This window comes from Pantoea eucalypti (assembly GCF_009646115.1).
Taxonomy (GTDB): Bacteria; Pseudomonadota; Gammaproteobacteria; order Enterobacterales; family Enterobacteriaceae; genus Pantoea; species Pantoea eucalypti.
Genome location: NZ_CP045720.1, coordinates 3,332,558 through 3,358,115 on the forward strand (window position 1 = coordinate 3,332,558; position 25,558 = coordinate 3,358,115).

Sequence of the window (25,558 nt, forward strand, 5' to 3'; positions counted from 1 at the left end):
TTCCTTAACAAACAAAACTGACCGGCGCGCCGCCCTGCGGATGCGGTAAAATGCCCATCGGGATGCCATAGATCGCGCCGAGCACCTCAGGCTGCATAATCGCCTGCGCGTTACCTTCGGCAATCATCGCGCCCTGACGCAGTGCCACCAGATGATCGCAATAGCGGGCTGCCATATTGATATCGTGCAGCACCGCAATCACGGTTAAGCCGCGCTGCTGGCTCAGATCTTTTATCAGCGCCAGCACCTCAACCTGATGAGCGATATCCAGCGCCGACGTCGGTTCATCCAGCAGCAGACAGCGACTGTTCTGCGCCACCATCATCGCCAGCCAGGCGCGCTGACGCTCACCGCCCGACAGACTGTCCACCAGTCGCCCGGCAAAGGGCTTTAGCCCGACCTGGGCAATCGCATCTTCTACCCTGTCCCGATCGTCCTGCCCGAAACGGCCCAGCGCGCCGTGCCAGGGATAGCGACCAATCGCCACCAGTTCACGCACCGTCATCCCTTCGGCTGCCGGTAACTGCTGCGGCAGATAGGCCACCTCGCGGGCAAACGCTTTGCTGTTCCAGCGCCCGACCGGCTGCTGATTCAGCAGCACCTCTCCGCCGCTGGCCACGTGATGACGGCCCAGCATTTTCAACAGCGTCGACTTACCGGAACCGTTATGACCAATCAGCGCGGTCATTTTGCCAGGTGGAAAGGTCAGCGAGAGGGGCTGAAGGAGAGTTCGGCCGGGCACTTCAAAACTGGCGTTTGCCAGCGTAAAAGTCGCCTCTTCTGCGTGCGGATGCGGCATGGTTATCCCTGTGAACGAACGGGCGCCGAAGCGCCCGGTTAAATCAGAATCTGAAGGTCGCGGTGCCGACAATCTTACGCTCCGCGCCCCAGTAGCAGGCGTATTCCCGGTAGCAGCTGGCGACATACTCGCGGTTGAACAGATTGTTGACGTTAACGCCCACCGTTGAGCCCGGCAGACCGAAACGACCGAGGTCATATTTAAGCGCCGCATCTACCGTGGTGTAACCGGCAACCTTAAAGTTCTGGTTCTGCTCGGTGCCGGTGCTGTAGAGACCCTGGCTCTCGCCGACATAACGCACACCCGCGCCCACTGTCACACCCGACAGGGCTGTCTCGTGGAAGGTGTAGTCACTCCAGAGTGAGGCCATATTTTTAGGGACGCTCACCGGCGTTCGGCCTTTCAACTGCGTATCTTCGGTATATTCCGCATCGGTATAGGTGTAGGACGCCGTCAGGTTAACGTTGGCATTCAGCGCCGCTTTCGCTTCCAGCTCTACGCCGCGCGACCGGATTTCACCGCTCTGCACGCTGGCAAACGGATGATTGAACGTATCAGGATCGGCCGTCAGGTTTTTGGTTTTAGTCAGTTGAAAAACGGCTGCGGTGAGCACAACCGGACGATCTTTAGGTACGTACTTCACGCCCGCTTCATACTGTTTAGCGCGCGACGGATCGAATGCCTGGCCATCAAAGGTCGATCCGGCATTTGGAATAAAGGCTTCGCTGTAGCTGAAATAAGGCGCGATGCCGTTATCAAACACGTAGTTCAGACCACCACGCCAGGTAAAGGCCTGATCGTTCTGGCGATCAACGGTGTCCGTCACCCGATCGTAAACCGAAGTCATGGCATAGTCGTAGCGGCCGCCCAGTGTCAGCACCCAGCGGTTCCATTCCATTTGATCCTGTGCATAGAGGCCGGTTTGACGCTGCTTGTTGAGGTGCTGATAGGGATTGGCAAATGGCGTGACGCTATTATCGCCATATTGCGGATTTACCGCATTCAGATTCGATGCCGAGCCAAACTGTGCGTCGATATCATTGCGGGTCCGCTGGAAGTCCACGCCCAGCAACAGCGTATGATCAACCTGACCCGTGGCAAACTTCGCCTGCGCCTGGTTATCCACCGCAAACTGATTGAGCTTCTCTTCTGAAACGGCCGAACCTCGCGTGATCTGCTGCGTCTCCGGCAGGAAACCGTTACCATAAATACTACGGTAATCGGTGCGCAGGTCGGCGTAACGCAGGTTCTGGCGCAGCGTCCAGGTGTCATTGAAGCTATGCTCGGCGTTATAGCCGATCATTTTGGTGGTGCGTGAAATCTTGTTGCTCTGCTCGCCTTCATCGAAGTTGGTCGGCAGTTTATACTGGCTGCCATCGGCACGCGTGATGGGGACGACCGTGCCCTGACGCGGTAGCCAGCCGTAATAGCCGGTTTCGGGTTCGTTCTGGAAATAGGTCAGCAGGTCAACGCGGGTGCGATCGTCGGGACGCCAGCTAAATGCGGGCGCGATGGTGTAGCGCTTCTCTTTGTTCATCGCCTGCTGCGCATCCTGACTGCGCGCCTGGCCGGTCAGGCGATAGCTGTAGACGCCGTCATCATCCAGCGCCCCACCAAAGTCAAATCCCGTTGAGAAGAGGTTATCGTTGCCCATCTGGAACTGCACTTCACGCAGAGTTTCCTGAGTCGGACGCTTGCTCACCAGCGAGACCACACCGCCAGGATTGCTTTTGCCGTAGAGTACCGACACCGGACCGCGCAGCAGTTCGGCGCGCTCCAGAAAATAAGGATCGATGGCAAACTCAGAGTAGTTATCCCCCTGCAGTTTCAGGCCATCCATATACTGATTGGTATTAGTTTCGCTGAAGCCGCGAATCGACAACGCATCAATCACATCTGAGCTGCCACGGTTACCGGTCAGTACGCCAGGCGTATAGTTAAATGCCCCTTTCACGCTGGTGACATTGCGCATTTCCATCTCTTCGCGGGTGACCACGGAGACAGACTGCGGATTTTTTTCAATCGGCGTATCGGTTTTCGTACCGGTGGCGCTGCGTTTGGCTGCCACAGTGGGTGCCGGGCCCCAGGCGCTTTCCGCCTCGGCGCCGCTGCCGCCATCCGCTGAAACCACCATCGTCTCCGCCTGTGCGGCGTAAAGTGAGGTGCTCAGACTGAGAGAGATCATGATGCCCAGAAGCGGTCGGGAAAATGTTTTTTTGGTGTCGGCTGCAAAAGTCGTTCGCGCATTCATAAATGTGTCTCAGAAAATAGGCCCTTAAGGGCGAATCGAAACGATAATGATTATTATAACGGATTAGATAATATGCGAACTTCAGCGGACACTGCAAGAAGAAATCCCAGTCGTGACGCCGTTTGGAGGGCGATTGATGCGTATTAATCAGCAACAAAAAAAGGGCGCCGAAGCGCCCTTTTAAACCTGTCTGACTGATTTATTTGCCAAACATATCTTTGATCCAGCCTGCTACGCCGTCGCTGTCTTTCTGCTCCTGCGGTTGCTGGGCCGGTTGTTGTTGCGGCTGCTGCTGTTGCTGCTGTTGATCAAACAGCTGTTGCTGCTGCTGAACCTGCTGCTGCTGTTGCTGACACAGCGCATTCGGATCCAGCGCCCACACCGGCAGAGAACGCCAGGTGCTGCTGCCCGTGCCACAGACAAAGTTACCGGCTGAATCGACATTCATCATCGACACATCCTCCGGTGGCGTCAGCTGCAACGGCATCGGTGCCTGAATGTCGAGGTAACGACGATAAAGCTGCATCGCGCCACTGGCACCATAGAGTTTGGTCGGCTGGTTGTTATCGCGCCCCACCCAGGTGATCGCGACTTCTTTGCCATCAATACCGGCAAACCAGCTGTCGACCAGGTCGTTGGTGGTACCGGTTTTACCGGCCAGATGCGCATTCGGGAAGCGCGCACCCAGTGCACGGGCGGTACCGTGGTCAGCAACCTGCTGCATGGTGTAGAGCGTCAGATAGGCCGCCTGCGCGGGTTCAACCCGTTCTGCCTGCGGATAGCTCTGATAGAGCACGCTACCATCTTCCGCAATCACCGAACGTACTGCAGAGAGCGATGCGCGGTTACCGCCGCTGGCGATTGACTGGAACGCCTGCGCCACTTCAACCGGCGTCAGGTTCATGGCACCCAGCAGCATCGCCGGAACCGGATGCAGCTGATCTTTCGGCACACCCAGCTTGCTCCAGGTATCCACCACCGCATCCAGCCCCAGCGTCATACCGAGGTTAACCGTCGGCACGTTCATGGAGTTGGTCAGCGCATCCACCAGCATCACTTTTCCGCTGAAGCGACGATCGTCGTTCATCGGTTTCCAGACGCTGCCGTTTGGCTGCTTCAGCGCAATCGGCTCATCGGCGATCCAGCTGTTCAGCCGGTAGCTGTTTGGCTGGCTCAGCGCGGTGAGGTAGGTGGCGGGTTTCGCCAGTGAACCAATAGAGCGGCGCGCCTGTAACGCACGGTTGTAACCGGCGTACTGCGGATCGGCACCGCCGACCATGGCGCGGACTTCACCGCTAAAGCGGTCAACCACCACCATCGCGGTTTCCAGATCTTTCAGGCCACGCTGTTTTTTCAGCGTCGGAATACCATCAATAACGGCTTTTTCGGCTGCATCCTGTGACACCGGATCCAGCGTAGTGAAGATTTTCACGCCGGAGAGATCTTTAATCTTATCGCCCAGTTTCGCCTGAAGCTCGTTACGCACCATCTGCATAAAGGCAGGCTGCGGCGTGATCACGCCCCCTTTCGGCTGCACGCCCAGCGGACGCGCCGACAGCATGTCATACAGCTCCTGGTCGATCACTTTCTGCTGCTGCAACAGGCGCAGCACCAGGTTGCGTCGTTCCAGCGCCAGTTTCGGGTTACGCCACGGGTTATAGAGCGACGCACCTTTCACCATGCCAACCAGCATCGCCTGCTGATCCAGACTGAGCTCATCCACCGGGCGGCCAAAGTAGTAAAGGCTCGCCAGCGGGAAGCCGCGGATCTGATCACTCCCTGCCTGACCGAGATAGACCTCGTTCAGATAGAGTTCCAGAATGCGATCTTTGCTGTAGCGCGCATCCATGATCACCGCCATATAGGCTTCACGCGCTTTACGCCACAGTGAACGCTCGTTGGTGAGGAACAGGTTCTTCACCAGCTGCTGGGTCAGCGTACTGCCGCCCTGCACCGCTTTCCCGGCCGTGATGTTCGCCAGGAAGGCGCGACCAATGGAGTACGGGCTGATGCCATCGTGCTCATAGAAATGGCGATCTTCGGTAGCGATCAGCGTATCGACCAGCAGATCCGGGAAACCGGCGCGTGGCACAAAGAGACGCTGTTCACCATTCGGCGACTGCAGCATGGTGATCAGGCGTGGATCGAGGCGGAAAAAGCCAAAATCACGGCCGGTTTCGAGGTTTTTAATCTCGCTCAGCTCATCTTTCGTGAAGCTCATGCGCGCGTGGATCTGTCCCTCTTTACTGTCGGGGAAATCAAACGGGCGACGCAGCAGATCGATGGTGTTGCCCTTCACCGAAAACTCGCCAGGGCGGGTAATTCGGGAGACTTCGCGATACTGGGTTCCTTCCAGCAGCGCCACCATTTCACTTTTGTTGTAGGCCATACCCGGTTCCAGGCTGACCATGCGACCATAGACGGTCGCGGGCAGTTGCCACACTTTACCGTCAATACGGCTGCGAATTTCTGAGTCGAGGTAGATGCCCCATGCGACCATGACCACCACAAACACCAGGAACAGTTTAATTAACCATCCCAGCCAACGGCGTTTGCCGCGCGGCGGTTTTCCACCTTTACCTTTACGTGGCACCGGCGCTTCCTCCTCGTCATCATTAAAATCGTCCTGATCGATATCCTGTTCGATATCCCTGCGTCGTCCCCGGCCCGCACTGCTGCGCGGCGGCAACGGTTTACCTTTGCGCCCTATTGGTTCGCGATCGTTCCCAGACATGACTTTTTTTCTCCAGGCAGTGCTTACGGCAGCGCCGCTACTCTAACTGCTTTCTCGCGTGCCGCATGGCAGAACCCTCTGAATTCGATCCAGCGGACTCAACCCTGCGGGGACATTTTTTTGGTTCGCCTTGTTGGCAAGGCATTGGCCGGATCCTCTGGCCAGGGATGTTTAGGATAACGCCCCTTCATCTCTTTCCTGACTTCAGGCCAGGCACCGCGCCAGAACGCCGCCAAATCGCGGGTGATCTGCAATGGGCGCTGGGCGGGCGATAACAGCTCCAGCACCAGCGGAATACGTCCTTCCGCCACGGCAGGATTCGTCGCCTCACCAAACATCTCCTGAATCCTGACCGCCAGCGCGGGCGGCTTGTCCGCATCATAGCGGATCGGCAGCCGGCTTCCGGTCGGCACAGTGTAATGAGTTGGCAGCACAGTATCCAGCCGCTGACGTTGCGACCATGTGAGTAAATGTAAGAGTGCCGTCGTCAGGTTCACCGCCTGCAGGCTGCGGAGATCGCGCACTGCTGACATCTGCGGCAATAGCCACTGTGGCAGGCTCTTAAGCAGGCTCTCATCGTCTGTGGCGGGCCAGCTCTCTTCCGGCAACCACTGCGCCGCACACTGGATGCGCAGGCGCAGCTGTTCGGCATCCGGCGTCCAGCCCAGCACCGACAGACCTTTTTCGGCAATCCAGCGCAACATGGCTGCGTGCAGCACCGCCGGGTCCGGGCGCGCCATCGGCTGGGTCTTCAGTATCAGCGCGCCAATCTGCTCGCGTCTGAACGCGCGAAGTGTGCCTTTCTCTTCGTCCCACTCCACTTCAGTACGGCGCTCAATCAATGCGGGCTGCTGCTGGCACAACGTCTCAATGTCGACCGGTAGCGCCAGCAACATCCGGGCATCCGGCGTGGTACTGCCCTGTAACAGAGCAGGCGCAATCAGCCATTCATTGCGTGTCAGGCCATCCTGCTCATCCAGTCTGGCACCCAGGCCGTTGGCCAGTTGATAACGGCCACTCTGGTCACGTCGCCGCGCCAGCCGATCGCCAAAACCTGCCGCCAGCAAGCCAGCGAAACGATCTTCATCGACCCGTCCGCCACGAATTTTGAGTCGTTGCTGCCACTGCTGCGCGCGTCGCTGCCATGGAGACTGTGGCCGATGCAGGGCATCCCGCAGATCGGCACTGCCGCTACGCGGAGGATCTTCCAGAATCGCCACCAGCAGCGCGGCGCTGGCAACCGCATCCGGTTCATCGCCTGCGGCACAGAGCATAGCAGCCAGTCGGGGATCGCAGCCCAGCTGCGCCATGCGCCGTCCCAGCGTGTTGAGCAGGCCGTTGCTGTCCAGCGCACCCAGGCGAGTCAGCTGCTGTTTTGCGGCATCCAGATTTCTGGCGGGCGGCTGATCCAGCCACTGTAACTGGTGCGGCTCGGTACAGCCCCACTGCAGCAGATCCAGCCACAGCGACGAGAGATCGCTGTTCACAATTTCCGGTTCGCTCTGCGCCGCCGCACGGGATGCCTGCTCCTGCGGTAACAGATGCAGACAGAGTCCCGGCATCAGTCGCCCGGCGCGACCTGCACGCTGGATCATGGATGCCTGGCTGATTCGCTGGGTCTGCAGCCGCGTCACGCCGCTGCGGGCGTCAAACAGAGCGCTGCGCTCAAGCGCGCTGTCGACCACCAGCCGGATCCCCTCAATGGTCAGGCTGGTCTCAGCGATATTGGTGGCAAGCACCACTTTGCGGCGTCCGGCAGCAGCGGGAAGTATCGCCCGGCGCTGCGCCGCCAGCGGCAGTGCCCCATAGAGCGGTGTCAGGTCCACGTCGTCGCTGATGCGTGATTCCAGTTCGCGTTTCACCCGTTCAATTTCCGCCACGCCCGGCAGAAACAGCAGAAGTGATCCGGCTTCATCGCGCAGCAGCTGGGCGACTTCACGCGCGACCGCCTCTTCAAAACGCACGTTCTGATTCAGCGACGCATAACGACGCTCAACCGGATAGCTGCGCCCTTCTGAGACAATCAATGGCGCATCCGGCAGCAGCGCCGCCAGTCGGGCATTATCCAGCGTGGCGGACATCAGCATGATTTTAAGGTCGTCGCGCAGCCCCTGCTGCACATCGAGCAGCAGCGCCAGCGCCAGATCGGCCTGCAGGCTGCGCTCGTGAAACTCATCAAGGATCACCAGCGACACGCCCTCCAGCATCGGATCGTGCTGAAGCATGCGCGTGAGCATGCCTTCGGTCACCACTTCAAGCCGGGTCTGTGGCCCGACGCAGCTTTCGCCACGCATCCTGAACCCCACCGTGGTTCCCGGCTGCTCACCGAGCTGCTCCGCCAGCCGCTGCGCGACATTACGCGCCGCCAGCCGGCGTGGCTCCAGCATAATGATTCGTCCCGGCAAGGCTGCATGCTGTAGTAACTGCAAGGGCAGCCAGGTCGATTTTCCCGCGCCGGTGGGCGCGGCCAGCAGGATTTGAGAGGCGTCACGCAGCGCCGCCAGGATGTCAGGCAGCACCACGCTGACCGGTAAATCGCTCACAGCAAACTCCGCTTCTGCCTGTGCTAAGATGGCGCGCATTGTAGCACGTGATTTTTGCCGGAGAGCGCCATGGCGACACAACGCTTATTTTTTGCCATCAGCCTGCCTGACGAGATGCAGCAGCAGCTGGTGCACTGGCGGGCAGACAACTTTCCTGCCGAGGCGGGCCAGCCAGTGGTCGCAGCGAATCTGCATCTGACGCTGGCATTTCTGGGTGAGGTCGCGCCGCAAACCTCCCAGCAACTGCAAACGCTGGCTTCCCGCATTATCCAGCCCGGTTTTGATCTCGACCTGGATGATGCCGGACACTGGCCACGTCCGGGCGTGGTCTGGCTGGGTTGCCAGCGCGCACCACGGGGTCTGCTGCAGCTCGCCAGCCTGCTCCGTGCGCAGGCCGCCCGACATGGCTGTTACCAGAGTCCGCAGCCGTTTCATCCACATATCACGCTGTTACGCCATGCCACTCAGCCGGTTGCGTTACCGCCACGCGGCTTTCACTGGCGTTTTCGCGTCTCCACGTTTTCCCTGTTTGCCTCTGAATATTCCCGGGGCCGCACCCGCTATCGCGCTCTGGCCAGCTGGCCATTAACGTCTCAGGATCCGCATGCACTTCTCTCCCGCTCTTAAACCCGCCCGCCTGATTGCCCGTTACAAACGTTTCCTTGCCGATGTTATGACGCCGGACGGTGAGGTTCTGACGATCCACTGTGCCAACACCGGCGCCATGACGGGCTGTGCTACGCCGGGCGATCGGGTCTGGTATTCAACGTCCGACAGCCTGACCCGCAAATACCCTCACAGCTGGGAGCTGACCGAAACGCAGCAGGGCCACTGGATTTGTGTCAATACTCTGCGCGCTAACCAGCTGGTGGCTGAAGCGCTGGATCAAAACAGGCTGCCCGCGCTGGCGGGGTATTCCCAGCGTCAGGCGGAAGTAAAATATGGCAGTGAAAAAAGCAGAATTGATTTCCTGCTCAAGGCAGATGCCCGGCGCAACTGCTATATTGAGGTGAAATCCGTAACCCTTCTCCATGAAGGAAAAGGTTATTTTCCGGATGCGGTGACGATTCGAGGACAGAAGCACCTGCGTGAACTGGCGACAGTTGCAGCAGAGGGTCATCGGGCCGTTTTGTTGTTTGCCGTTTTGCACTCGGGGATTGAGGACGTTTCCCCGGCACGCCACATTGATGCGGTGTATGCAGAACAACTGGCTCAGGCGCAACAGGAAGGCGTAGAGATTTTAGCGTATCAGGCAGACTTATCGGCGGAGGGAATGTTTCTTAAATCGCCGATCAACGTAACCTTGTAATATCTTTTGCAATTTTATGTGTTAAGAATGTTCTGAGCTAAGGGCTGAATACGCTGTTCCTCACAGGCTTGTCAAGGTGTGTTCATGAAGAATTGCCAACCCTGACTGCTTCTGTTATTTATAGCGGCCTGTTTTTTTCCCCAATGGGGGATCGATGTACCCCGCAGACGTTAAATGCAGGCTGGCAGCAACGCCACTGCGAGACGGAAGTCAGAGGGTATAGTGCGTGTTATCCAGGAGAAGCAACATGCAAGAAGGTCAAAACCGTAAAACATCGTCCCTGAGTATTCTCGCTATCGCTGGTGTTGAACCTTATCAGGTGAAGCCAGGCGAAGAGTATATGAACGACGCGCAGCTGACCCATTTTCGCAAGATTCTGGAAGCCTGGCGTAATCAATTGCGGGACGAAGTCGATCGTACTGTATCGCATATGCAGGATGAAGCCGCTAACTTCCCGGACCCGGTTGACCGTGCCGCGCAGGAAGAGGAATTCAGTCTGGAGCTGCGTAACCGCGATCGCGAACGTAAACTGATCAAAAAGATCGAGAAGACGCTGAAGAAAGTCGAAGATGACGACTTCGGTTATTGCGATTCCTGTGGCGTTGAGATTGGTATTCGCCGTCTCGAAGCGCGTCCTACTGCCGATCTCTGCATCGACTGTAAGACGTTAGCAGAAATTCGTGAGAAACAAATGGCCGGCTAATGCCGCGTCCAGCCTGTTACCACGCAGCGGAACAAATGTTTGTTTGTCCGCTGCGTGGTCACTTCTGAATCCTATGCCATCCTCCTGTATCGGTCGCTTCGCCCCTTCTCCCTCTGGTGAACTCCATTTTGGCTCGCTTATTGCTGCCCTGGGCAGTTACCTGAGCGCACGCGCGCAAAACGGCATCTGGCGGGTAAGAATTGAAGATATCGATCCGCCACGGGAAGTATCCGGTGCCGCCAGCCGTATCCTGCATCAGCTGGAACACTACGGCTTAACCTGGGATGGCGATGTGTTGTGGCAGTCACAGCGTCATGAAGCCTACCGGGAGGCGCTGGCCTGGCTGCAGCAGCATCGCCAGAGCTATTTCTGCACCTGCCCGAGGCGTCGCATCCAGGAGATTGGCGGTTTCTATGATGGTTACTGCCGGGAACGACAACGCGGACCCGCAAACGCCGCGCTACGTTTGCGACAGCATGCGCCGATCTTTGCGTTTGAGGATCGACTGCGCGGCCATGTGGAGGCGGACCGACGCCTGGCACAGGAAGACTTTATCATTCACCGTCGTGATGGCCTGTTTGCCTATAACCTGGCGGTGGTTGTCGATGATCATTTTCAGGGTATTACCGAAGTGGTTCGCGGCGCAGATCTTATTGAGCCGACGGTACGACAGATTGCGCTCTATCAGCAATTTGGCTGGCCGGAGCCTGCCTGGTTACATCTGCCGCTGGCGCTTAACCATGATGGCAATAAGTTATCAAAGCAGAATCATGCACCTTCGCTGCCGGATGGCGATGCCAGACCGCTGCTGGTGGCAGCATTGCGTTTCCTTGGACAGCCTGTTTCAGACGGCTGGCAGGACTTAACGCAGGACAAACTGCTGTCTGATGCGGTGTCGCAGTGGAATATCGCTTTGATGCCGCAACAGAACGCCCTGAAACCGGATGCATAGACAACAGCATTCTCAAACGGTTCTCAACAGGCTATGATTAGCCGCTGATTTTACCTACACCCTAATTGCCACTGTCGAGGTGTCCCATTTTTACCCGAGTAGCTAATTTTTGCCGGAAAGTCCTGAAGCGTGATGAAGAGGAAGCCCCAGCAGAGGTTGAACCAGAGCGTCTGATGACCATCATCCCTCGTGAAAGCCATACCATCTCACGTAAAGACATCAGCGAAAATGCCCTCAAAGTGCTCTATCGCCTGAACAAAGCCGGTTATGAAGCCTATCTGGTAGGCGGTGGCGTGCGCGATTTGCTACTGGGGCAAAAACCCAAAGATTTCGACGTGACCACCAACGCCACACCAGAGCAAATGCGTAAGCTGTTCCGCAACTGTCGCCTGGTCGGTCGTCGTTTCCGTCTGGCACACGTCATGTTTGGCCCGGAAGTGATCGAAGTCGCAACGTTCCGTGGCCATCATCAGGTGGAAGAGATTGCAGAAGATCGTAACAGTTCGCAGCGCGCCCAGAGTGGCATGCTGCTGCGCGATAATATCTTTGGTTCTATCGAAGATGATGCCCAGCGTCGCGATCTCACCATCAACAGCCTCTACTACAGCGTGGCTGATTTCAGCGTGCGCGACTATGTCGGCGGCATCAGCGATCTCGAACAGGGCATTATCCGCCTGATTGGCGATCCGGAAACCCGCTACCGTGAAGATCCGGTGCGGATGCTGCGCGTTGCGCGTTTTGCCGCCAAGCTCAATATGCGTATTGCGCCGGAGACCGCCGAGCCGATTCCGCGTCTCGCCTCACTGCTACGTGATATTCCGCCTGCACGCCTGTTTGAAGAGTCACTGAAACTGCTACAGGCCGGATACGGTTACAGCACCTATCTTAAACTGTGTGAATATCAGCTGTTCCAGCCGCTGTTCCCGACGCTGGCACGCAACTTCACGGAAAACAGCGACAGTCACATGGAGCGGATGCTGGCTCAGGTGCTGAAAAATACCGATAACCGCATTCACAACGATATGCGCGTTAATCCGGCATTTCTGTTTGCCGCGATGTTCTGGTATCCGCAGCTTGAAGCGGCCGAACGCATCGCGCAGGAAAGTGGCCTGACCTACTTCGAAGCTTTTGCGATGGCGATGAACGATACGCTGGATGAAGCCTGCCGTGCGCTGGCGATTCCGAAGCGTATTACTTCGCTTATCCGCGATATCTGGCTGTTGCAGTTACGCATGTCACGCCGTCACGGTAAACGTGCCTGGAAACTGATGGAGCATCCGAAATTCCGCGCCGCTTACGATCTGCTGGCGCTGCGGGCAGAAGTGGAAAATAACCCTGAACTGCTGCGCCTGAGCCAGTGGTGGGGTGAATTCCAGGTGGCTGCCCCGCCGCATCAGAAAAACATGCTGAATAACCTGGGTGATGATCCGGTGCCACGCAATAAATCGCGTCGTCCGCGCCGCCGTCCTTCCGCGCCGCGTCGTGACAATCAAAACGCCTCATGACACGGGTTTATCTCGCGTTAGGCAGTAACCTGGCCGATCCGCTGCATCAGGTTGATGCAGCGCTGACCGCACTGGATGCGTTGCCGCAGACGCAACGCATCGCCACCTCTCCGTTCTACCGCACGCCGCCCTATGGCCCACCCGATCAGCCCGATTTTCTCAATGCCGCAGTGGCACTTGAAACCGATCTCAGCGCAGACGCGCTGCTTGACCATACCCAGCGGATTGAGCTGGAGCATGGCCGGGTGCGCAAGGCAGAACGCTGGGGCCCCCGCACGCTGGACATCGATCTGATGCTGTTTGGCGATGCAGTGATCAACACGGAGCGGTTGATTGTGCCGCATTATGATCTGCAGAACCGCGCATTTATGCTGGTGCCGCTGCTGGCGATTGCCCCGGATGCCCACCTGCCCGACGGCCGCGCACTCAGCACTCTTCTTGCCGCCCTCGACAGCAGCAGCATCGCGCTGTGGCACGGCTGATCAGACAAACGCAACTCTCTGATTCCGCTCTTTCACGCTATCCAGTAAACTGCGCCCATCAGAATTCCTGAGTTGAGAGCGCCATGAAACCCACCACGATTTCACATCTGCGTCAGGCGAAAGCCAGCGGTAAAAAGTTCGCGACGCTGACCGCCTACGATTTCAGTTTTGCCCGTCTGTTTGCCGATGAAGGTATTCAGGTGTTGCTTGTTGGTGATTCACTGGGAATGACGGTGCAGGGGCACGACTCCACGCTGCCGGTCACGGTCAGCGATATCGCTTATCACACCACCGCCGTACGCCGGGGTGCGCCGCAGGCACTGCTGCTCGCCGATCTGCCATTTATGAGTTATGCCACGCCACAGCAGACCTTTGAGAGTGCCGCACAGCTGATGCGTGCCGGCGCCAATATGGTGAAACTGGAAGGCGGCAGCTGGCTGGCTGAGACCGTGCAGATGCTGACCGAACGGGCCGTGCCGGTGTGTGGTCATCTTGGCCTGACGCCACAGTCGGTGAATATCTTTGGCGGCTATAAAGTACAGGGGCGTGATGAAGCAGGCGCAGAGCAGCTGCTGGCCGATGCGCTGGCACTGGAAGCCGCTGGCGCGCAGTTGATGGTACTGGAGTGCGTGCCGGTGTCGGTGGCGCAGCAGATTACCGACGCACTCACGATACCGGTGATTGGCATCGGTGCCGGTAACGTCACCGATGGTCAGATTCTGGTCATGCATGACGCGCTGGGCGTGACTGGCGGTCACATTCCCAAATTTGCTAAAAATTTCCTGGCGGAGACCGGCGATGTTCGCGCGGCGATTCGCCACTATATCGCCGAAGTCGAGGCCGGTACCTACCCGGCGGCAGAGCACAGTTTCCAGTAATCCAGGAGAGTCACCGTGTTGATCATTGAAACGCTGTTGATGCTGCGCCAGGAAGTCCGTCGCTGGCGTCAGCAGGGTAAACGCATTGCGCTGGTGCCGACCATGGGCAACCTGCATGAAGGCCATCTGACACTGGTGGATGAAGCGCGCGCCCGCGGCGACATCGTCATTGTCTCGATCTTTGTCAATCCCATGCAGTTCGATCGCGAAGATGACCTCGCGCGCTATCCGCGCACGCTGCAGGAAGATTGTGAAAAGCTGAACCGTCACCAGGTGGATGTGGTTTTTGCGCCTTCACCGGCTGAAGTCTATCCGCAGGGTACCCAGAATCAGACCTTTGTTGAGGTGCCGGTGCTCTCTTCCCTGCTGGAAGGCGCGATGCGACCAGGCCATTTTCGCGGCGTGGCGACCATCGTCAGCAAACTGTTTAATCTGGTGCAGCCCGATATTGCCTGTTTCGGTGAAAAGGATTTTCAGCAACTGGCTATCATTCGTAAGATGGTGGCCGATATGGGCTTTGACATTGAGATTGTGGGTGTGCCCACCGTGCGGGCTAAAGATGGCCTGGCGCTGAGTTCACGCAACGGCTACCTGACAGCCGATGAGCGTAAGCTGGCACCGTTGCTGAGCCAGGTAATGCGTCAGATGGCGACACGGCTGGAGAATGGCGAGCGTCAGATTGACGAGATCATCGAGGCCGCCAGCGAGGCACTGCTGGCGCAGGGATTGCGTCCTGATGGCCTGGCGATTTGTGATGCGGACACACTGCAGCCGCTGACGGTGGACAGTCAGCGCGCGGTGGTACTGATGGCCGCCTGGCTGGGTAAAGCCCGCCTGATTGATAATCAAACTGTTGACCTGACGCTGTAACTCTTTCTGCGGCAGGTTGTTTTATTTCTCTGACAAGGTTTCTGGCTATGATTCGCACTGTTCTGCAAGGCAAATTGCACCGCGTCAAGGTGACGCAGGCGGACCTCAACTATGAAGGTTCCTGCGCTATCGATCAGGATTTCCTGGATGCTTCCGGCATTCTGCAATATGAAGCGATTGATATTTATAACGTAACCAATGGCCAGCGCTTTTCCACCTACGCTATCGCGGCTGAGCGCGGATCGAAAATCATTTCAGTCAACGGTGCAGCAGCCCGCTGCGCCTGCGAGGGCGATATATTAATTATCTGCTCCTATGTGCAGGTTGAGGATGCCGAAGCGCGTCAGTGGCTGCCTAAAGTCGCCTATTTTGAAGGTGACAACCAGATGAAACGTCTGGCGAAAGCACTGCCAGTACAGATCGCCTGATTAATCGTTTATCTAAAAAAAGGGCCGCCGATAAAACGGTGGCCCTTTTCAATTCTGCTCCAGCAATTAAACCGGTTTGGTTGTCATCGGCTTTGATGACTTTTTCATCGTAAAGAGGAAATTAAACCAGCCGTGTTTTCTCATCAGACATAATGTCCACGGCAATGCCAGCGCCACCAGAAACGCTGAAATAAACTTCAGGTCATTTACCCAGGCTGACGGGCTTTCAAACTTCACAATCTTACTGAAGAACTGAATCGCCAGATAATGCGACAGGTAGAAGACAATAGAGTTGACGCCAATGTAGTAAACCAGGTCAGATTTCAGCTTAAGCGCAATCCAGACAAAAAACGGAACCGACAATAGTGCCAGAGGTGATAATAACGCCTGGGAATGACGTTCCAGTATAAAGATATTCAGGCAGGAAAGAAGTACAAAACTCACTACTGAAATCAGCAGCGTCGGACCATGCTGCACTTTCTCTGCAATATCCACCTGCTTTCTCACTACGTAATCGCCGAGATAGAAGAAGACAAACAGATAAAGCGATTTGTTGATGTGCGTATTGTCGAAGCTGGCAAACACGCCATCCGCCTCAATCGCCGGCAGCGCCCAGCTCAGCGTCATACAGATGGCAAACACCAGCAGGAATGGCAGGTGACGCGCAAAGATAATCACAATAAAGAAAATAAACAGTGAATGCAGGAACCAGGTCATATCACCGCCACCGGTCAGGTGGGAGAGAATAATATTCATCGGTGATTGCGGCGTATTAGCCATTGAGCTGAACAGGATTTTTAATCCGCCGTAGACGGCTACCCAGACCACAAAAGGATAGAGAATACTGCGTACTTTGTTATTAAAAAAAGGCCCCAGGCCTTTTCTCAACCCTGCATCGACAAATAAACCCGAAACAAAGAACATCAGCCCCAGTCTTACCGGTGCCAGCATCTCGTTCAACAGGCTGCTAAAGGCGGTAAAATGTCCGGCGTTATTATGTACGGCGATAGTGCTGTGCAAAAAAATGATTGCGAGAATACTTAATCCCCGCAGATTATCGATCCACGTTATACGATTCATCTTTTCCTGCCTTTTATTAAAAACTGGCCCTGAATTCGATGCCATTTTTCTTATTGAGAACATCCCAAGCCCACCCTTTCATCCCTGAGCAGAGGAATAACCTTATTCCGGCGGTATTTTGATAATTCGTAATAAAATAAACAACAGTCAGAACTTAAGGCTATTCTTAAAAAAAATTTAACAGTTAAGAATCATTAAGATAGAGAAAGGTGTCAGATTATTATCAGATAATACTTAGGGTTATTTTTTGTGAGAAAGGATGTAAGCGAGGCGCCAGGCGGCTTCAGTGGCATAACAGAAACGTCAGGGTGGGTTTCAGGGGGAATTTTAAGGCCAGCCAGAACCGCAGGTATGGATGTTTTTTACTCAGCAAAAAAAAGCCACGCCCTTATCGAAGCGTGGCCCTTATGATTCAGGTTAACGTCAGGTGCGTAATCCGCGCCCGCGCTGTATCAGCGCATAGACCAGCCAGTAGAACACCAGAATAAAGGCCACCAGTACCGTGAGCGTAAACACCAGCGGCACATCGTTAATGCCCAGGAAGCCATAACGGAATCCGCTAATCATATAAACGATTGGATTCAGTTTAGAGACCGCCTGCCAGATTGGCGGGAGCAGACTCAGTGAATAGAATACGCCGCCCAGATAAGTCAGTGGCGTCAGCACAAAGGTCGGGATCAGGCTGATATCGTCAAAGGTGCGGGCAAACACGGCGTTCAGCAGGCCGGCCAGTGAAAACAGAATCGCGGTCAGCAGCAGCGTGATCGCGACCATCGACCAGGAGTGCACCTGAAACGGCACAAAGAACAGCGAGATCGCCGTCACCAGAATGCCCACGCAGACACCACGCGCTACGCCACCGCCAACATAACCGGCAATAATAATGTGGGTCGGCACCGGTGCAACCAACAGCTCTTCAATGTTGCGCTGGAACTTGGCGCTGAAGAACGACGACGCCACGTTGGCATAGGCGTTGGTGATCACCGCCATCATGATCAATCCCGGCACGATGAACTGCATATAGCTGAAGCCATGCATCTCACCGATACGCGAACCAATCAGGTTGCCGAAGATGATGAAATAGAGCGTCATGGTGATGACCGGCGGCACCAGCGTCTGGATCCAGATGCGGGCGAAACGGTTAACCTCTTTGGCCCAGATACTTTTCAGCGCCACCCAGTACAAATGTGTCATGCTTTTGCTCCTGTTTTTCCCTGCGTCGTCAGGCCAACGAACAGCTCTTCCAGACGGTTGGCTTTATTGCGCATACTCAGCACATGCACTCCCTGCGCGCTCAGCTGACTAAAGACGCTGTTGAGGCCCTGCTCACGCAGCACTTCCACTTCAAGCGTTGAGGTGTCAGTCAGCCGGTACTGAAACCCTTCCAGCGAGGGCAGCGGACTGCGCGGTGCCAGATCCAGGATAAAGGTTTCTGATTTGAGCTTGGACAGCAGCCCTTTCATCGAGGTGTTCTCCACCAGCTCACCGCTCTGGATAATGCCGATGTTGCGACACAGCATCTCCGCTTCTTCCAGATAATGGGTGGTGAGAATGATGGTGGTGCCTTTGGCATTAAGATCTTTCAGGAACACCCACATGGAGCGGCGCAGTTCGATATCCACGCCAGCGGTCGGCTCATCCAGAATCAGCAGTTTAGGCTCATGCATCAGCGCGCGGGCGATCATCAGACGACGTTTCATGCCGCCGGAGAGCATGCGCGCACGTTCGGTGCGTTTGCCCCACAGATCAAGCTGCTTCAGATACTTCTCCGCACGCTCATTGGCTTCACGACGCTCAACGCCGTAGTAGCCCGCCTGACTCACGACAATCTGCATCACCGTCTCAAACGGGTTGAAGTTAAACTCCTGCGGCACCAGGCCGAGCTGGCGTTTGGCATTCACCACATCTTTTTCCAGATCGTAGCCAAACACCCGCACGCTGCCTTCGGATTTATTAACCAGCGAGCTGATAATGCCGATGGTGGTGGATTTGCCGGCACCGTTTGGCCCCAGCAGTGCATAAAAGTCACCCGCTTCAACGTTAAGATCGATGCCCTTCAGCGCCTGCACGCCGCCGGGATAGGTCTTGGTCAGCCGGGAAAGTTCCAGTGCATAAGTCATTCTGCATCCATACCCTGTTTTGGTGGCATTGCAATGCCGTTTAAATTTATCAGACCCTGGCATATAGTACGCGCGCGCACTTTGCGCAGTAACCGGTCGCTCAACGCCATGACAGACATTAATACCCTGATCAGAAACAACCGCGAATGGTCAAAATTACTGGTTGAAGAAGATCCCAGCTTTTTTGAGCGTCTCGCCCAGGCACAAAAACCGCGCTTTCTGTGGATTGGCTGCTCTGATAGCCGTGTCCCTGCCGAACGCCTGACCGGACTGGAACCTGGCGAACTTTTTGTTCACCGCAACGTTGCCAATCTGGTGATCCACACTGACCTGAACTGTCTGTCCGTGGTGCAGTACGCTATTGAAGTGCTGGAAGTGGAACACGTTATCGTGTGCGGCCACTACGGCTGCGGCGGTGTGCAGGCGGCAATGGATAACCCGGAGCTGGGATTAATCGACAACTGGCTGCTGCACATCCGCGACCTCTGGTACAAGCATAGCGTGTTGCTGGGGGAACTCCCGCCGGATAAGCGCCTGGACAAACTGTGCGAAATCAACGTTATTGAACAAGTCTATAACCTGGGTCACTCGACCGTGCTGCAATCTGCCTGGAAACGCGGCAAAGATGTCTCCCTGCACGGCTGGGTCTATGGCATTCAGGACGGCTGCCTGCGTAACCTTAATGTCACGGCAAACAGCCGGGAGATCCTCGAACAGCGCTACCGTAATGGCATTGCTAATCTGCGGATGAACGGCGAATCCTGAGCCGATCGCGGCGTAAAGCGCGACATAGCCTACACCAGCTAACCGGTGCAGGCCTTGGAAGAATGTGCGGTCAGAGCGGGATCAGGATTCCAGCGGCACCACTTTGCCGATATAAGGCAGATGGCGATAGTGCTGAGCATAGTCGATACCAAAGCCCACCACGAACTCGTCCGGAATCGCAAAGCCGACATACTCAACGTTTACATCGACTTCACGGCGCTCTGGCTTATCCAGCAGGGTACAGATCGCCAGTGATTTTGGCTGACGCAGCTGCAGAATCTCACGTACTTTGCTCAGGGTGTTACCCGAGTCGATGATATCTTCGACGATCAGCACATCCTTGCCACGAATGTCTTCATCCAGATCTTTCAGGATTTTCACATCACGTGTGCTGGACATGCCGCTGCCGTAACTGGAAGCCGTCATAAAGTCGACTTCATGCGGCACATCAATGGCGCGGCAGAGATCAGCCATGAACATGAATGAGCCGCGCAGCAGCCCTACCAGCACCATATCGCTGCCGCTGTCGCGGTAGTGCTCGTTAATCTCTTTGCCCAGTTCAGCGATGCGCGTGGCGATTGCCTGTTCAGGGATCATCACTTCAACAGTGTGTTTCATTGCGTTCAGCCCGGTTACGTCAGAAAGCCCCGAAGTCTATCACAGACGCAGCCGCGACGGCTGTGCGGCACCCGAAGCAAACGATTACGTCGCGAAATTTATCACTCAGGGTCTGCAGGTCACAGAATTGCGCATTACCTTAGAACATTCTGGCATTTACCAGCATGATTCGCTGCATGGTAGCCTTTATCCAACAGATCGTTACTCTACTCGCGCCGCTGGCCGGAGATCACAATGACTTCATATTCAGGCAAAAAAACGCATATTGGCGACCGGCCACTTCACCCTGAAACTCAGATGCTGAACTATGGCTATGATCCCCGCCTCTCTGAAGGTGCGGTGAAGCCGCCCGTGTTTCTGACGTCGACATTTGTCTTCGACAGCGCCGAAGAGGGGCGGGACTTCTTTGACTACGTTTCTGGCCGACGTGAGCCACCGGAAGGCAAATCTGGTGGTCTGGTCTATTCCCGCTTTAATCACCCTAACAGCGAAATTGTTGAAGATCGGCTGGCGGTTTATGAGCAGGCAGAAAGCTGTTCGCTTTTCTCTTCCGGCATGGCCGCCATCTCCACTGCTCTGCTGACGTTTGCCCGTCCAGGCGAGGTGATCCTGCACTCCCAGCCGCTCTATGGCGGCACCGAAACGCTGCTCAGCAAAACGCTTCACAATCTGGATATTCAGGCCGTGGGTTTCAGCGACGGTAATGATGAAGTCAAAGTGAGGGATGCCGCTCAGCAGGCGATGGCGCAGGGCCGGGTGGCGGTGATCCTGATTGAAACGCCGGCGAATCCCACCAACAGCCTGGTCAATATCCGCCTGATGGCGCGTATTGCCGATGAGATTGACCAGCAGCAGGGTTCACGACCCATTATCGCCTGTGACAACACCCTGCTCGGCCCGCTGTTCCAGCAGCCGCTGACGCTGGGCGCTGACCTGTCGCTTTATTCGTTAACCAAATATGTAGGCGGTCACTCTGACCTGATTGCGGGTGCCGCAATGGGCAGTAAGGCGCTGATGGCGAAAGTGCGCGCCCTGCGCAGCGCCATCGGCACGCAGCTGGATCCGCACTCAAGCTGGATGCTTAGCCGCTCGCTGGAAACCCTGTCGCTGCGGATGGAGAAAGCTTTTCAAAATGCGGAAGCGGTCGCGGCGTTTCTGCGCGATCACCCGAAAGTGGCGAAGCTGCACTGGCTACCTTATCTGGATGCGGAGAGCGCCGAAGGGAAGACTTATCGTGAACAGTGCAGCGGCGCGGGTTCAACCTTCTCATTTGATATCACCGGCGGCCAGGCTGCGGCGTTCCGTTTTCTCAATGCGCTGTCACTGTTTAAGCAGGCGGTGAGCCTGGGCGGTACCGAGTCGCTGGCCAGCCATCCTGGCAGTACCACCCACTCCGGCGTGCCGCAGGCGGTGCGTCAGCGTATTGGTATCACTGACGCCACGGTGCGGCTGTCGATTGGCATCGAGAACGCCGGCGACCTGATTGAAGACATCAAACTGGCGCTCGATCAGGTGTAATCAGCTCACGGTAAAGCCCAGCATCATGCCGGTATCTTCATGCTCCAGCAGATGGCAATGGGCCATGTAAGCGTGTTCGGCGGCGGCGACATAATTGAAGCGTACCAGCACTTCACTGCGCCAGCCGTCGACATTCACCATATCTTTCCAGCCCTGCCGATGCGGAGCGGGCGGTTTGCCATTTTCAGAGAGAATACGGAACTGAGTGCCATGAATGTGGAACGGATGCAGCATGGCATCGCCCTCCCCTGAAATCGTCCATTTTTCATAATCACCCAGTTTCACCGCAAACGACGGTTTTTTCATGTCAAAGGCCTGGCCGTTGATCTTGTTGCCGTTGTGGAAATCGTAACCGGCGGGCGGCGCATTGCCGTGCATGCTGTGATCCATACCTTCCATGTTTTCCATACCTTCCATACCGTCCATCGGCTCTGCCGCCTTTTTCTTCGGCGTCTGCGGCATCGAATGATGACCGCCCTTGCCCATCGCTTTCTCGCCGTAGCGCTGCATCAATGCCTGCATGCCCTGCTGGTCCAGTTGCGGATCCATCATCAGTTGCAGCCAGCGTGTCGTCAGTCCGTCGGTGGCCGGCAGCGCGGGCAGCGTCGCCAGCCGATCCGGCAGCGTGGCGCTGGCCATCACCCGCAGCGGCAGGATCTGCACCAATGGCAACGGCTGGTCAAACGGCGGTAGCGTCATGCCCATCTGCTCTGTCGGCAGCGTGACCAGATCAAAGGCCTTGCCATCAGAGGTATCAATCATTACCTCAAAACGTTCGCCCGGCAGGAGCGGTAACGCGTCGAGCTTTTCGGGCTCAGCCAGCAGACCGCCATCGCTGGCGATGATATAAAGAGGACGTTTATCACTGGCGGCAATGTTCAGCGAACGGGCGTTACAGCCGTTGAGTAGCCTCAGACGCATCCAGCCCCGCGGTACTGCATGCTGCGGATACTGCACGCCGTTGGTCAGCATCATGTCGCCAAACCAGCCCACCGCGGCGCGCATCACGTCGAGCTGATAATCAATATGGCTGCCATCTTTGGTCAGCTGCTTATCCTGGAAAATCAGCGGCACATCATCCACGCCCCACTGCGAAGGCAAGCGCAGCGTTCCGCTCTCTTTGTCTTCCAGCAGGATCAGGCCCGCCAGCCCCTGTGCCACCTGATGCCCGGTCTTACCGTGCAAATGCGGGTGATACCAGCAGGTGGCGGCGGGTTGATCGGGCGTAAAAGAGACCTGACGCGAACCACCAGGCGCAATCACCGCTTGCGGGCCGCCATCGACGGCGCCGGGGATTTCCAGACCGTGCCAGTGCAGGGTGGTCGCCTCATTGAGGCGGTTATAGATGTTGACCGTAACCGGTTTACCACTCTGCATCTTCAGCACCGGTCCCAGCAGGCTGCCGTTATAGCCCCAGGTCGGCACCGCTTTGCCGTTCCACTGGGTGGTGCCCTGCATCGCGGTGAGGCTGTAGCTTCCCCTGGCATCAGGTTCCAGCAGCGACGGGATCGGCAACAGTGGACGGGTGGCCGCCATCAGCGAACGGCTCCAGAGCGGCAAAGCTCCGGCTGCACTCAGTGTGGCGGTGAGTTTCAGGAAATGGCGACGTTGCATGGTGATCATCCTTGTGGCATCAGTGCAGACAGCCTAAACCCTGACCTTATGGGAAGGTCAAGTCTTACCCGTGAGAATCTGACGAAAAAAGGCGGTACAGCGCCCTGCAGCGCCAAATTAATCGAAAATCTGAGAATAACTGTGCTAACGTCATGAGCAATATCCATTGAAGAGAAAGACTATGAAGCAAAGTATCAGGATCCTGCTGTTGACGGGACTCCTTGGCTTCTCCTCCACTAGTTTTGCCCTGAGTGAATCCGAAGCGGAAGATCTGGCTGATCTCACGGCGGTTTTCGTCTATCTGAAAAATGATTGTGGCTATCAGGATTTACCGGACGCGCAGATTCGCAAAGCGCTGGTCTTTTTTGCTCAGCAGAACCGCTGGGATTTAAGTAATTACAGCAACTACAACATGAAGGCGCTGGGCGAAGATAGCTATCGCGATCTCAGCGGCATCGCCATCACCAACGATAAAAAATGTAAGTCACTGGCCCGCGATTCCCTGAGCCTGCTGGCCTACGTCAGGTAACAGCTCTGCCCTCTGCAGCCGGACATTGACCGTGCAACGGCGGTCAGTGTTAGCTATCATGTGCCGCCCATCTTCATGGCGATGTCATCAGAGGAGAGCACCATGGCCCAAAATGAAACGTGGTATGAAACCCTTCATGCTGGTTTTGGCCAGTATTTCACGGTAGACAAAGAGCTTTACCGTGAAAAGACTGCGCATCAGGATTTAATCATTTTCGAAAATGCCGCAATGGGCCGTGTTATGGCGCTGGACGGCGTTGTTCAGACCACCGAACGCGACGAATTTATCTATCATGAAATGATGACTCACGTTCCACTGCTGGCGCATGGCGCGGCGAAGAGCGTCCTGATTATCGGCGGCGGCGATGGCGCAATGCTGCGTGAAGTATCACGTCATCCGGAAGTCGAAAAGATTACTATGGTGGAGATCGATGCGGGCGTCGTAACCTTCTGTCGCCAGTATCTGCCAAACCACAATGCAGGCGCCTATGACGACCCACGCTTTACGCTGGTGATTGATGACGGCGTTAATTTCGTCAATCAGACCCAGGAAAAATTCGATGTCATCATCTCTGACTGTACGGATCCAATTGGTCCGGGCGAGAGTCTGTTTACCTCCGAATTTTATGCGGGTTGCAAAGCGTCCCTTAATGAAAATGGCATCTTCGTGGCGCAGAATGGCGTCTGCTTCCTTCAGCAGGATGAAGCCGTCAACAGCCATCGCAAGCTGAGCCACTATTTTGGCGATGTCAGTTTCTATCAGGCGGCGATTCCGACCTACTACGGCGGTATTATGACCTTTGCCTGGGCGAGTGATAATCCGGCGCTGCGCCAGCTTGATACCGCCACTCTGCAGACACGTTTCAAGGCTGCTGGCCTGACCTGCCGTTATTACACACCAGCGATTCATACCGGCAGCTTTGCTCTGCCTCAATATCTGTTAAATGCTTTATCTGCCGCGTGCTGATCGGGCATTTTTAAGGGGTTAACAAAATTGCAAAAGCTAAAACTACATGGCTTCAATAACCTGACGAAAAGCCTGAGTTTTTGTATTTACGATATCTGTTACGCGAATACTGAAGCTGAACGCGATGGTTACATCGCCTACATTGATGAACAATATAACGCTAACCGGTTGACGGAAATCCTGACGGAGACCTGCTCAATTATCGGGGCTAACGTGCTCAACATTGCACGCCAGGATTATGAACCGCAGGGAGCCAGCGTCACGATTCTGGTCAGTGAAGAGCCGATCGATCCCAAAGATATCGATAACTCCGAGCATCCAGGCCCGCTGCCAAACTCGGTAGTGGCGCATCTCGATAAAAGCCATATCTGCGTGCATACCTATCCGGAGAGCCACCCGGAAGGCGGACTTTGCACTTTCCGCGCCGATATCGAAGTCTCAACCTGTGGCGTGATTTCACCGCTTAAGGCGCTGAACTATCTGATCCACCAGTTGGAGTCAGATATTGTCACCGTCGATTACCGGGTGCGCGGTTTTACCCGTGACGTGAAGGGCATGAAGCACTTTATCGATCATGAGATCAATTCGATCCAGAACTTCATGTCAGAAGATATGAAAGCGATGTACGACATGGTGGATGTGAATGTCTATCAGGAAAATATCTTCCATACGAAGATGTTACTGAAAGAGTTCGACCTTAAGCACTACCTGTTTAACACCCGTCCGGAAGATCTCAGCCCGCAGGAGCACAAGCGCATTACTGACCTGCTATGGAAAGAGATGCGGGAGATCTACTACGGCAGAAACATTCCCTCAGTGGGCCTGAAGAGCCTCTGACGATCAGGCGCGCAGCGTTATAGCCCATAACCTGCGCGTCTCCTTTCCTGTTTTTTC

At 56.0% G+C, this 25,558-nt stretch carries 23 protein-coding genes; 14 read left to right on the top strand and 9 right to left on the bottom strand.

Annotated elements, in window-relative coordinates; all coding sequences use genetic code 11:
• Nucleotides 1-4 precede the first annotated feature (4 nt).
• The 4 genes from fhuC to hrpB form a co-directional block, all read right to left on the bottom strand.
• Nucleotides 5-799, bottom strand: coding sequence for a Fe3+-hydroxamate ABC transporter ATP-binding protein FhuC (gene fhuC / locus EE896_RS15655; protein ID WP_039658726.1), 795 nt, complete (start codon nt 797-799; stop codon nt 5-7).
• 43 nt (nt 800-842) lie between these two features.
• Nucleotides 843-3,050: a ferrichrome porin FhuA gene (gene fhuA / locus EE896_RS15660; protein WP_110411640.1), complete on the bottom strand. Its 2,208-nt coding sequence runs from the start codon at nt 3,048-3,050 to the stop codon at nt 843-845.
• 199 nt (nt 3,051-3,249) lie between these two features.
• Nucleotides 3,250-5,784 carry a bifunctional glycosyl transferase/transpeptidase gene (gene mrcB, locus EE896_RS15665; protein WP_078804730.1) on the bottom strand — a complete coding sequence of 845 codons (2,535 nt, stop codon included), beginning with the start codon at nt 5,782-5,784 and terminating at the stop codon, nt 3,250-3,252.
• Nucleotides 5,785-5,882: 98 nt separating this feature from the next.
• Nucleotides 5,883-8,366: an ATP-dependent helicase HrpB gene (hrpB, locus tag EE896_RS15670; protein ID WP_140916402.1), complete on the bottom strand. Its 2,484-nt coding sequence runs from the start codon at nt 8,364-8,366 to the stop codon at nt 5,883-5,885.
• A 30-nt stretch (nt 8,367-8,396) separates the two neighbouring features.
• Here hrpB and thpR point away from each other — a divergent pair, with 30 nt between their 5' ends.
• From thpR to panD, 9 genes are all read left to right on the top strand, one after another.
• Entirely contained in the window at nt 8,397-8,954 is a 558-nt protein-coding gene (gene thpR, locus EE896_RS15675) for an RNA 2',3'-cyclic phosphodiesterase (protein WP_140916400.1), read from the top strand.
• Complete coding sequence (sfsA, locus tag EE896_RS15680) at nt 8,932-9,636, top strand: DNA/RNA nuclease SfsA (RefSeq protein ID WP_140916399.1); 705 nt, start codon at nt 8,932-8,934, stop codon at nt 9,634-9,636. Before thpR ends, sfsA begins: the two co-directional genes overlap by 23 nt.
• Before the next feature lie 247 nt (nt 9,637-9,883).
• Entirely contained in the window at nt 9,884-10,339 is a 456-nt protein-coding gene (gene dksA / locus EE896_RS15685) for an RNA polymerase-binding protein DksA (protein ID WP_008925615.1), read from the top strand.
• A 73-nt stretch (nt 10,340-10,412) separates the two neighbouring features.
• Entirely contained in the window at nt 10,413-11,291 is an 879-nt protein-coding gene (gene gluQRS, locus EE896_RS15690; RefSeq protein ID WP_140916397.1) for a tRNA glutamyl-Q(34) synthetase GluQRS, read from the top strand.
• An 86-nt stretch (nt 11,292-11,377) separates the two neighbouring features.
• Nucleotides 11,378-12,796 carry a polynucleotide adenylyltransferase PcnB gene (gene pcnB / locus EE896_RS15695; protein WP_219848844.1) on the top strand — a complete coding sequence of 473 codons (1,419 nt, stop codon included), beginning with the start codon at nt 11,378-11,380 and terminating at the stop codon, nt 12,794-12,796.
• Nucleotides 12,793-13,278: a 2-amino-4-hydroxy-6-hydroxymethyldihydropteridine diphosphokinase gene (gene folK / locus EE896_RS15700; RefSeq protein ID WP_110411642.1), complete on the top strand. Its 486-nt coding sequence runs from the start codon at nt 12,793-12,795 to the stop codon at nt 13,276-13,278. Before pcnB ends, folK begins: the two co-directional genes overlap by 4 nt.
• Nucleotides 13,279-13,361: 83 nt before the next feature.
• Nucleotides 13,362-14,156, top strand: coding sequence for a 3-methyl-2-oxobutanoate hydroxymethyltransferase (gene panB / locus EE896_RS15705; RefSeq protein WP_008925611.1), 795 nt, complete (start codon nt 13,362-13,364; stop codon nt 14,154-14,156).
• A 15-nt stretch (nt 14,157-14,171) separates the two neighbouring features.
• Complete coding sequence (gene panC / locus EE896_RS15710) at nt 14,172-15,026, top strand: pantoate--beta-alanine ligase (protein ID WP_140916395.1); 855 nt, start codon at nt 14,172-14,174, stop codon at nt 15,024-15,026.
• 47 nt (nt 15,027-15,073) lie between these two features.
• On the top strand, nt 15,074-15,454 hold the full coding sequence (gene panD / locus EE896_RS15715) for an aspartate 1-decarboxylase (protein WP_008925609.1): 381 nt from the start codon (nt 15,074-15,076) through the stop codon (nt 15,452-15,454).
• A gap of 66 nt (nt 15,455-15,520) precedes the next feature.
• On the opposite strand, the gene EE896_RS15720 is transcribed toward panD, so the two are convergent.
• The 3 genes from EE896_RS15720 to EE896_RS15730 form a co-directional block, all read right to left on the bottom strand.
• Complete coding sequence (locus EE896_RS15720) at nt 15,521-16,534, bottom strand: acyltransferase family protein (RefSeq protein ID WP_033763229.1); 1,014 nt, start codon at nt 16,532-16,534, stop codon at nt 15,521-15,523.
• A gap of 423 nt (nt 16,535-16,957) precedes the next feature.
• A complete protein-coding gene (locus EE896_RS15725) occupies nt 16,958-17,728 on the bottom strand; it encodes an ABC transporter permease (protein WP_003854661.1) in 771 nt (256 codons plus the stop codon).
• Complete coding sequence (locus tag EE896_RS15730; protein ID WP_003854662.1) at nt 17,725-18,654, bottom strand: ABC transporter ATP-binding protein; 930 nt, start codon at nt 18,652-18,654, stop codon at nt 17,725-17,727. Before EE896_RS15730 ends, EE896_RS15725 begins: the two co-directional genes overlap by 4 nt.
• A 108-nt stretch (nt 18,655-18,762) precedes the next feature.
• On the opposite strand from EE896_RS15730, the gene can reads away from it, so the two are divergent.
• A complete protein-coding gene (gene can / locus EE896_RS15735) occupies nt 18,763-19,419 on the top strand; it encodes a carbonate dehydratase (protein WP_003854664.1) in 657 nt (218 codons plus the stop codon).
• 81 nt (nt 19,420-19,500) lie between these two features.
• On the opposite strand, the gene hpt is transcribed toward can, so the two are convergent.
• Complete coding sequence (gene hpt, locus EE896_RS15740; RefSeq protein ID WP_008925605.1) at nt 19,501-20,037, bottom strand: hypoxanthine phosphoribosyltransferase; 537 nt, start codon at nt 20,035-20,037, stop codon at nt 19,501-19,503.
• Nucleotides 20,038-20,271: 234 nt separating this feature from the next.
• Between hpt and EE896_RS15745 the strand changes: the two genes are divergently transcribed.
• Nucleotides 20,272-21,555, top strand: a complete 1,284-nt coding sequence (locus tag EE896_RS15745) for a cystathionine gamma-synthase family protein (protein ID WP_003854666.1) — start codon at nt 20,272-20,274, stop codon at nt 21,553-21,555.
• Here the strand turns inward: EE896_RS15745 and cueO are convergent, their stop codons facing one another.
• Nucleotides 21,556-23,169, bottom strand: coding sequence for a multicopper oxidase CueO (cueO, locus tag EE896_RS15750; protein ID WP_140916394.1), 1,614 nt, complete (start codon nt 23,167-23,169; stop codon nt 21,556-21,558).
• Between the two features lie 181 nt (nt 23,170-23,350).
• Here cueO and EE896_RS15755 point away from each other — a divergent pair, with 181 nt between their 5' ends.
• The 3 genes from EE896_RS15755 (at nt 23,351) to speD (ending at nt 25,501) form a co-directional block, all read left to right on the top strand.
• Nucleotides 23,351-23,698, top strand: coding sequence for a YacC family pilotin-like protein (locus EE896_RS15755; protein ID WP_003854673.1), 348 nt, complete (start codon nt 23,351-23,353; stop codon nt 23,696-23,698).
• Nucleotides 23,699-23,800: 102 nt separating this feature from the next.
• Entirely contained in the window at nt 23,801-24,664 is an 864-nt protein-coding gene (gene speE, locus EE896_RS15760; RefSeq protein ID WP_039658753.1) for a polyamine aminopropyltransferase, read from the top strand.
• A 27-nt stretch (nt 24,665-24,691) separates the two neighbouring features.
• Nucleotides 24,692-25,501, top strand: a complete 810-nt coding sequence (gene speD / locus EE896_RS15765) for an adenosylmethionine decarboxylase (protein ID WP_140916392.1) — start codon at nt 24,692-24,694, stop codon at nt 25,499-25,501.
• Nucleotides 25,502-25,558 lie beyond the last annotated feature (57 nt).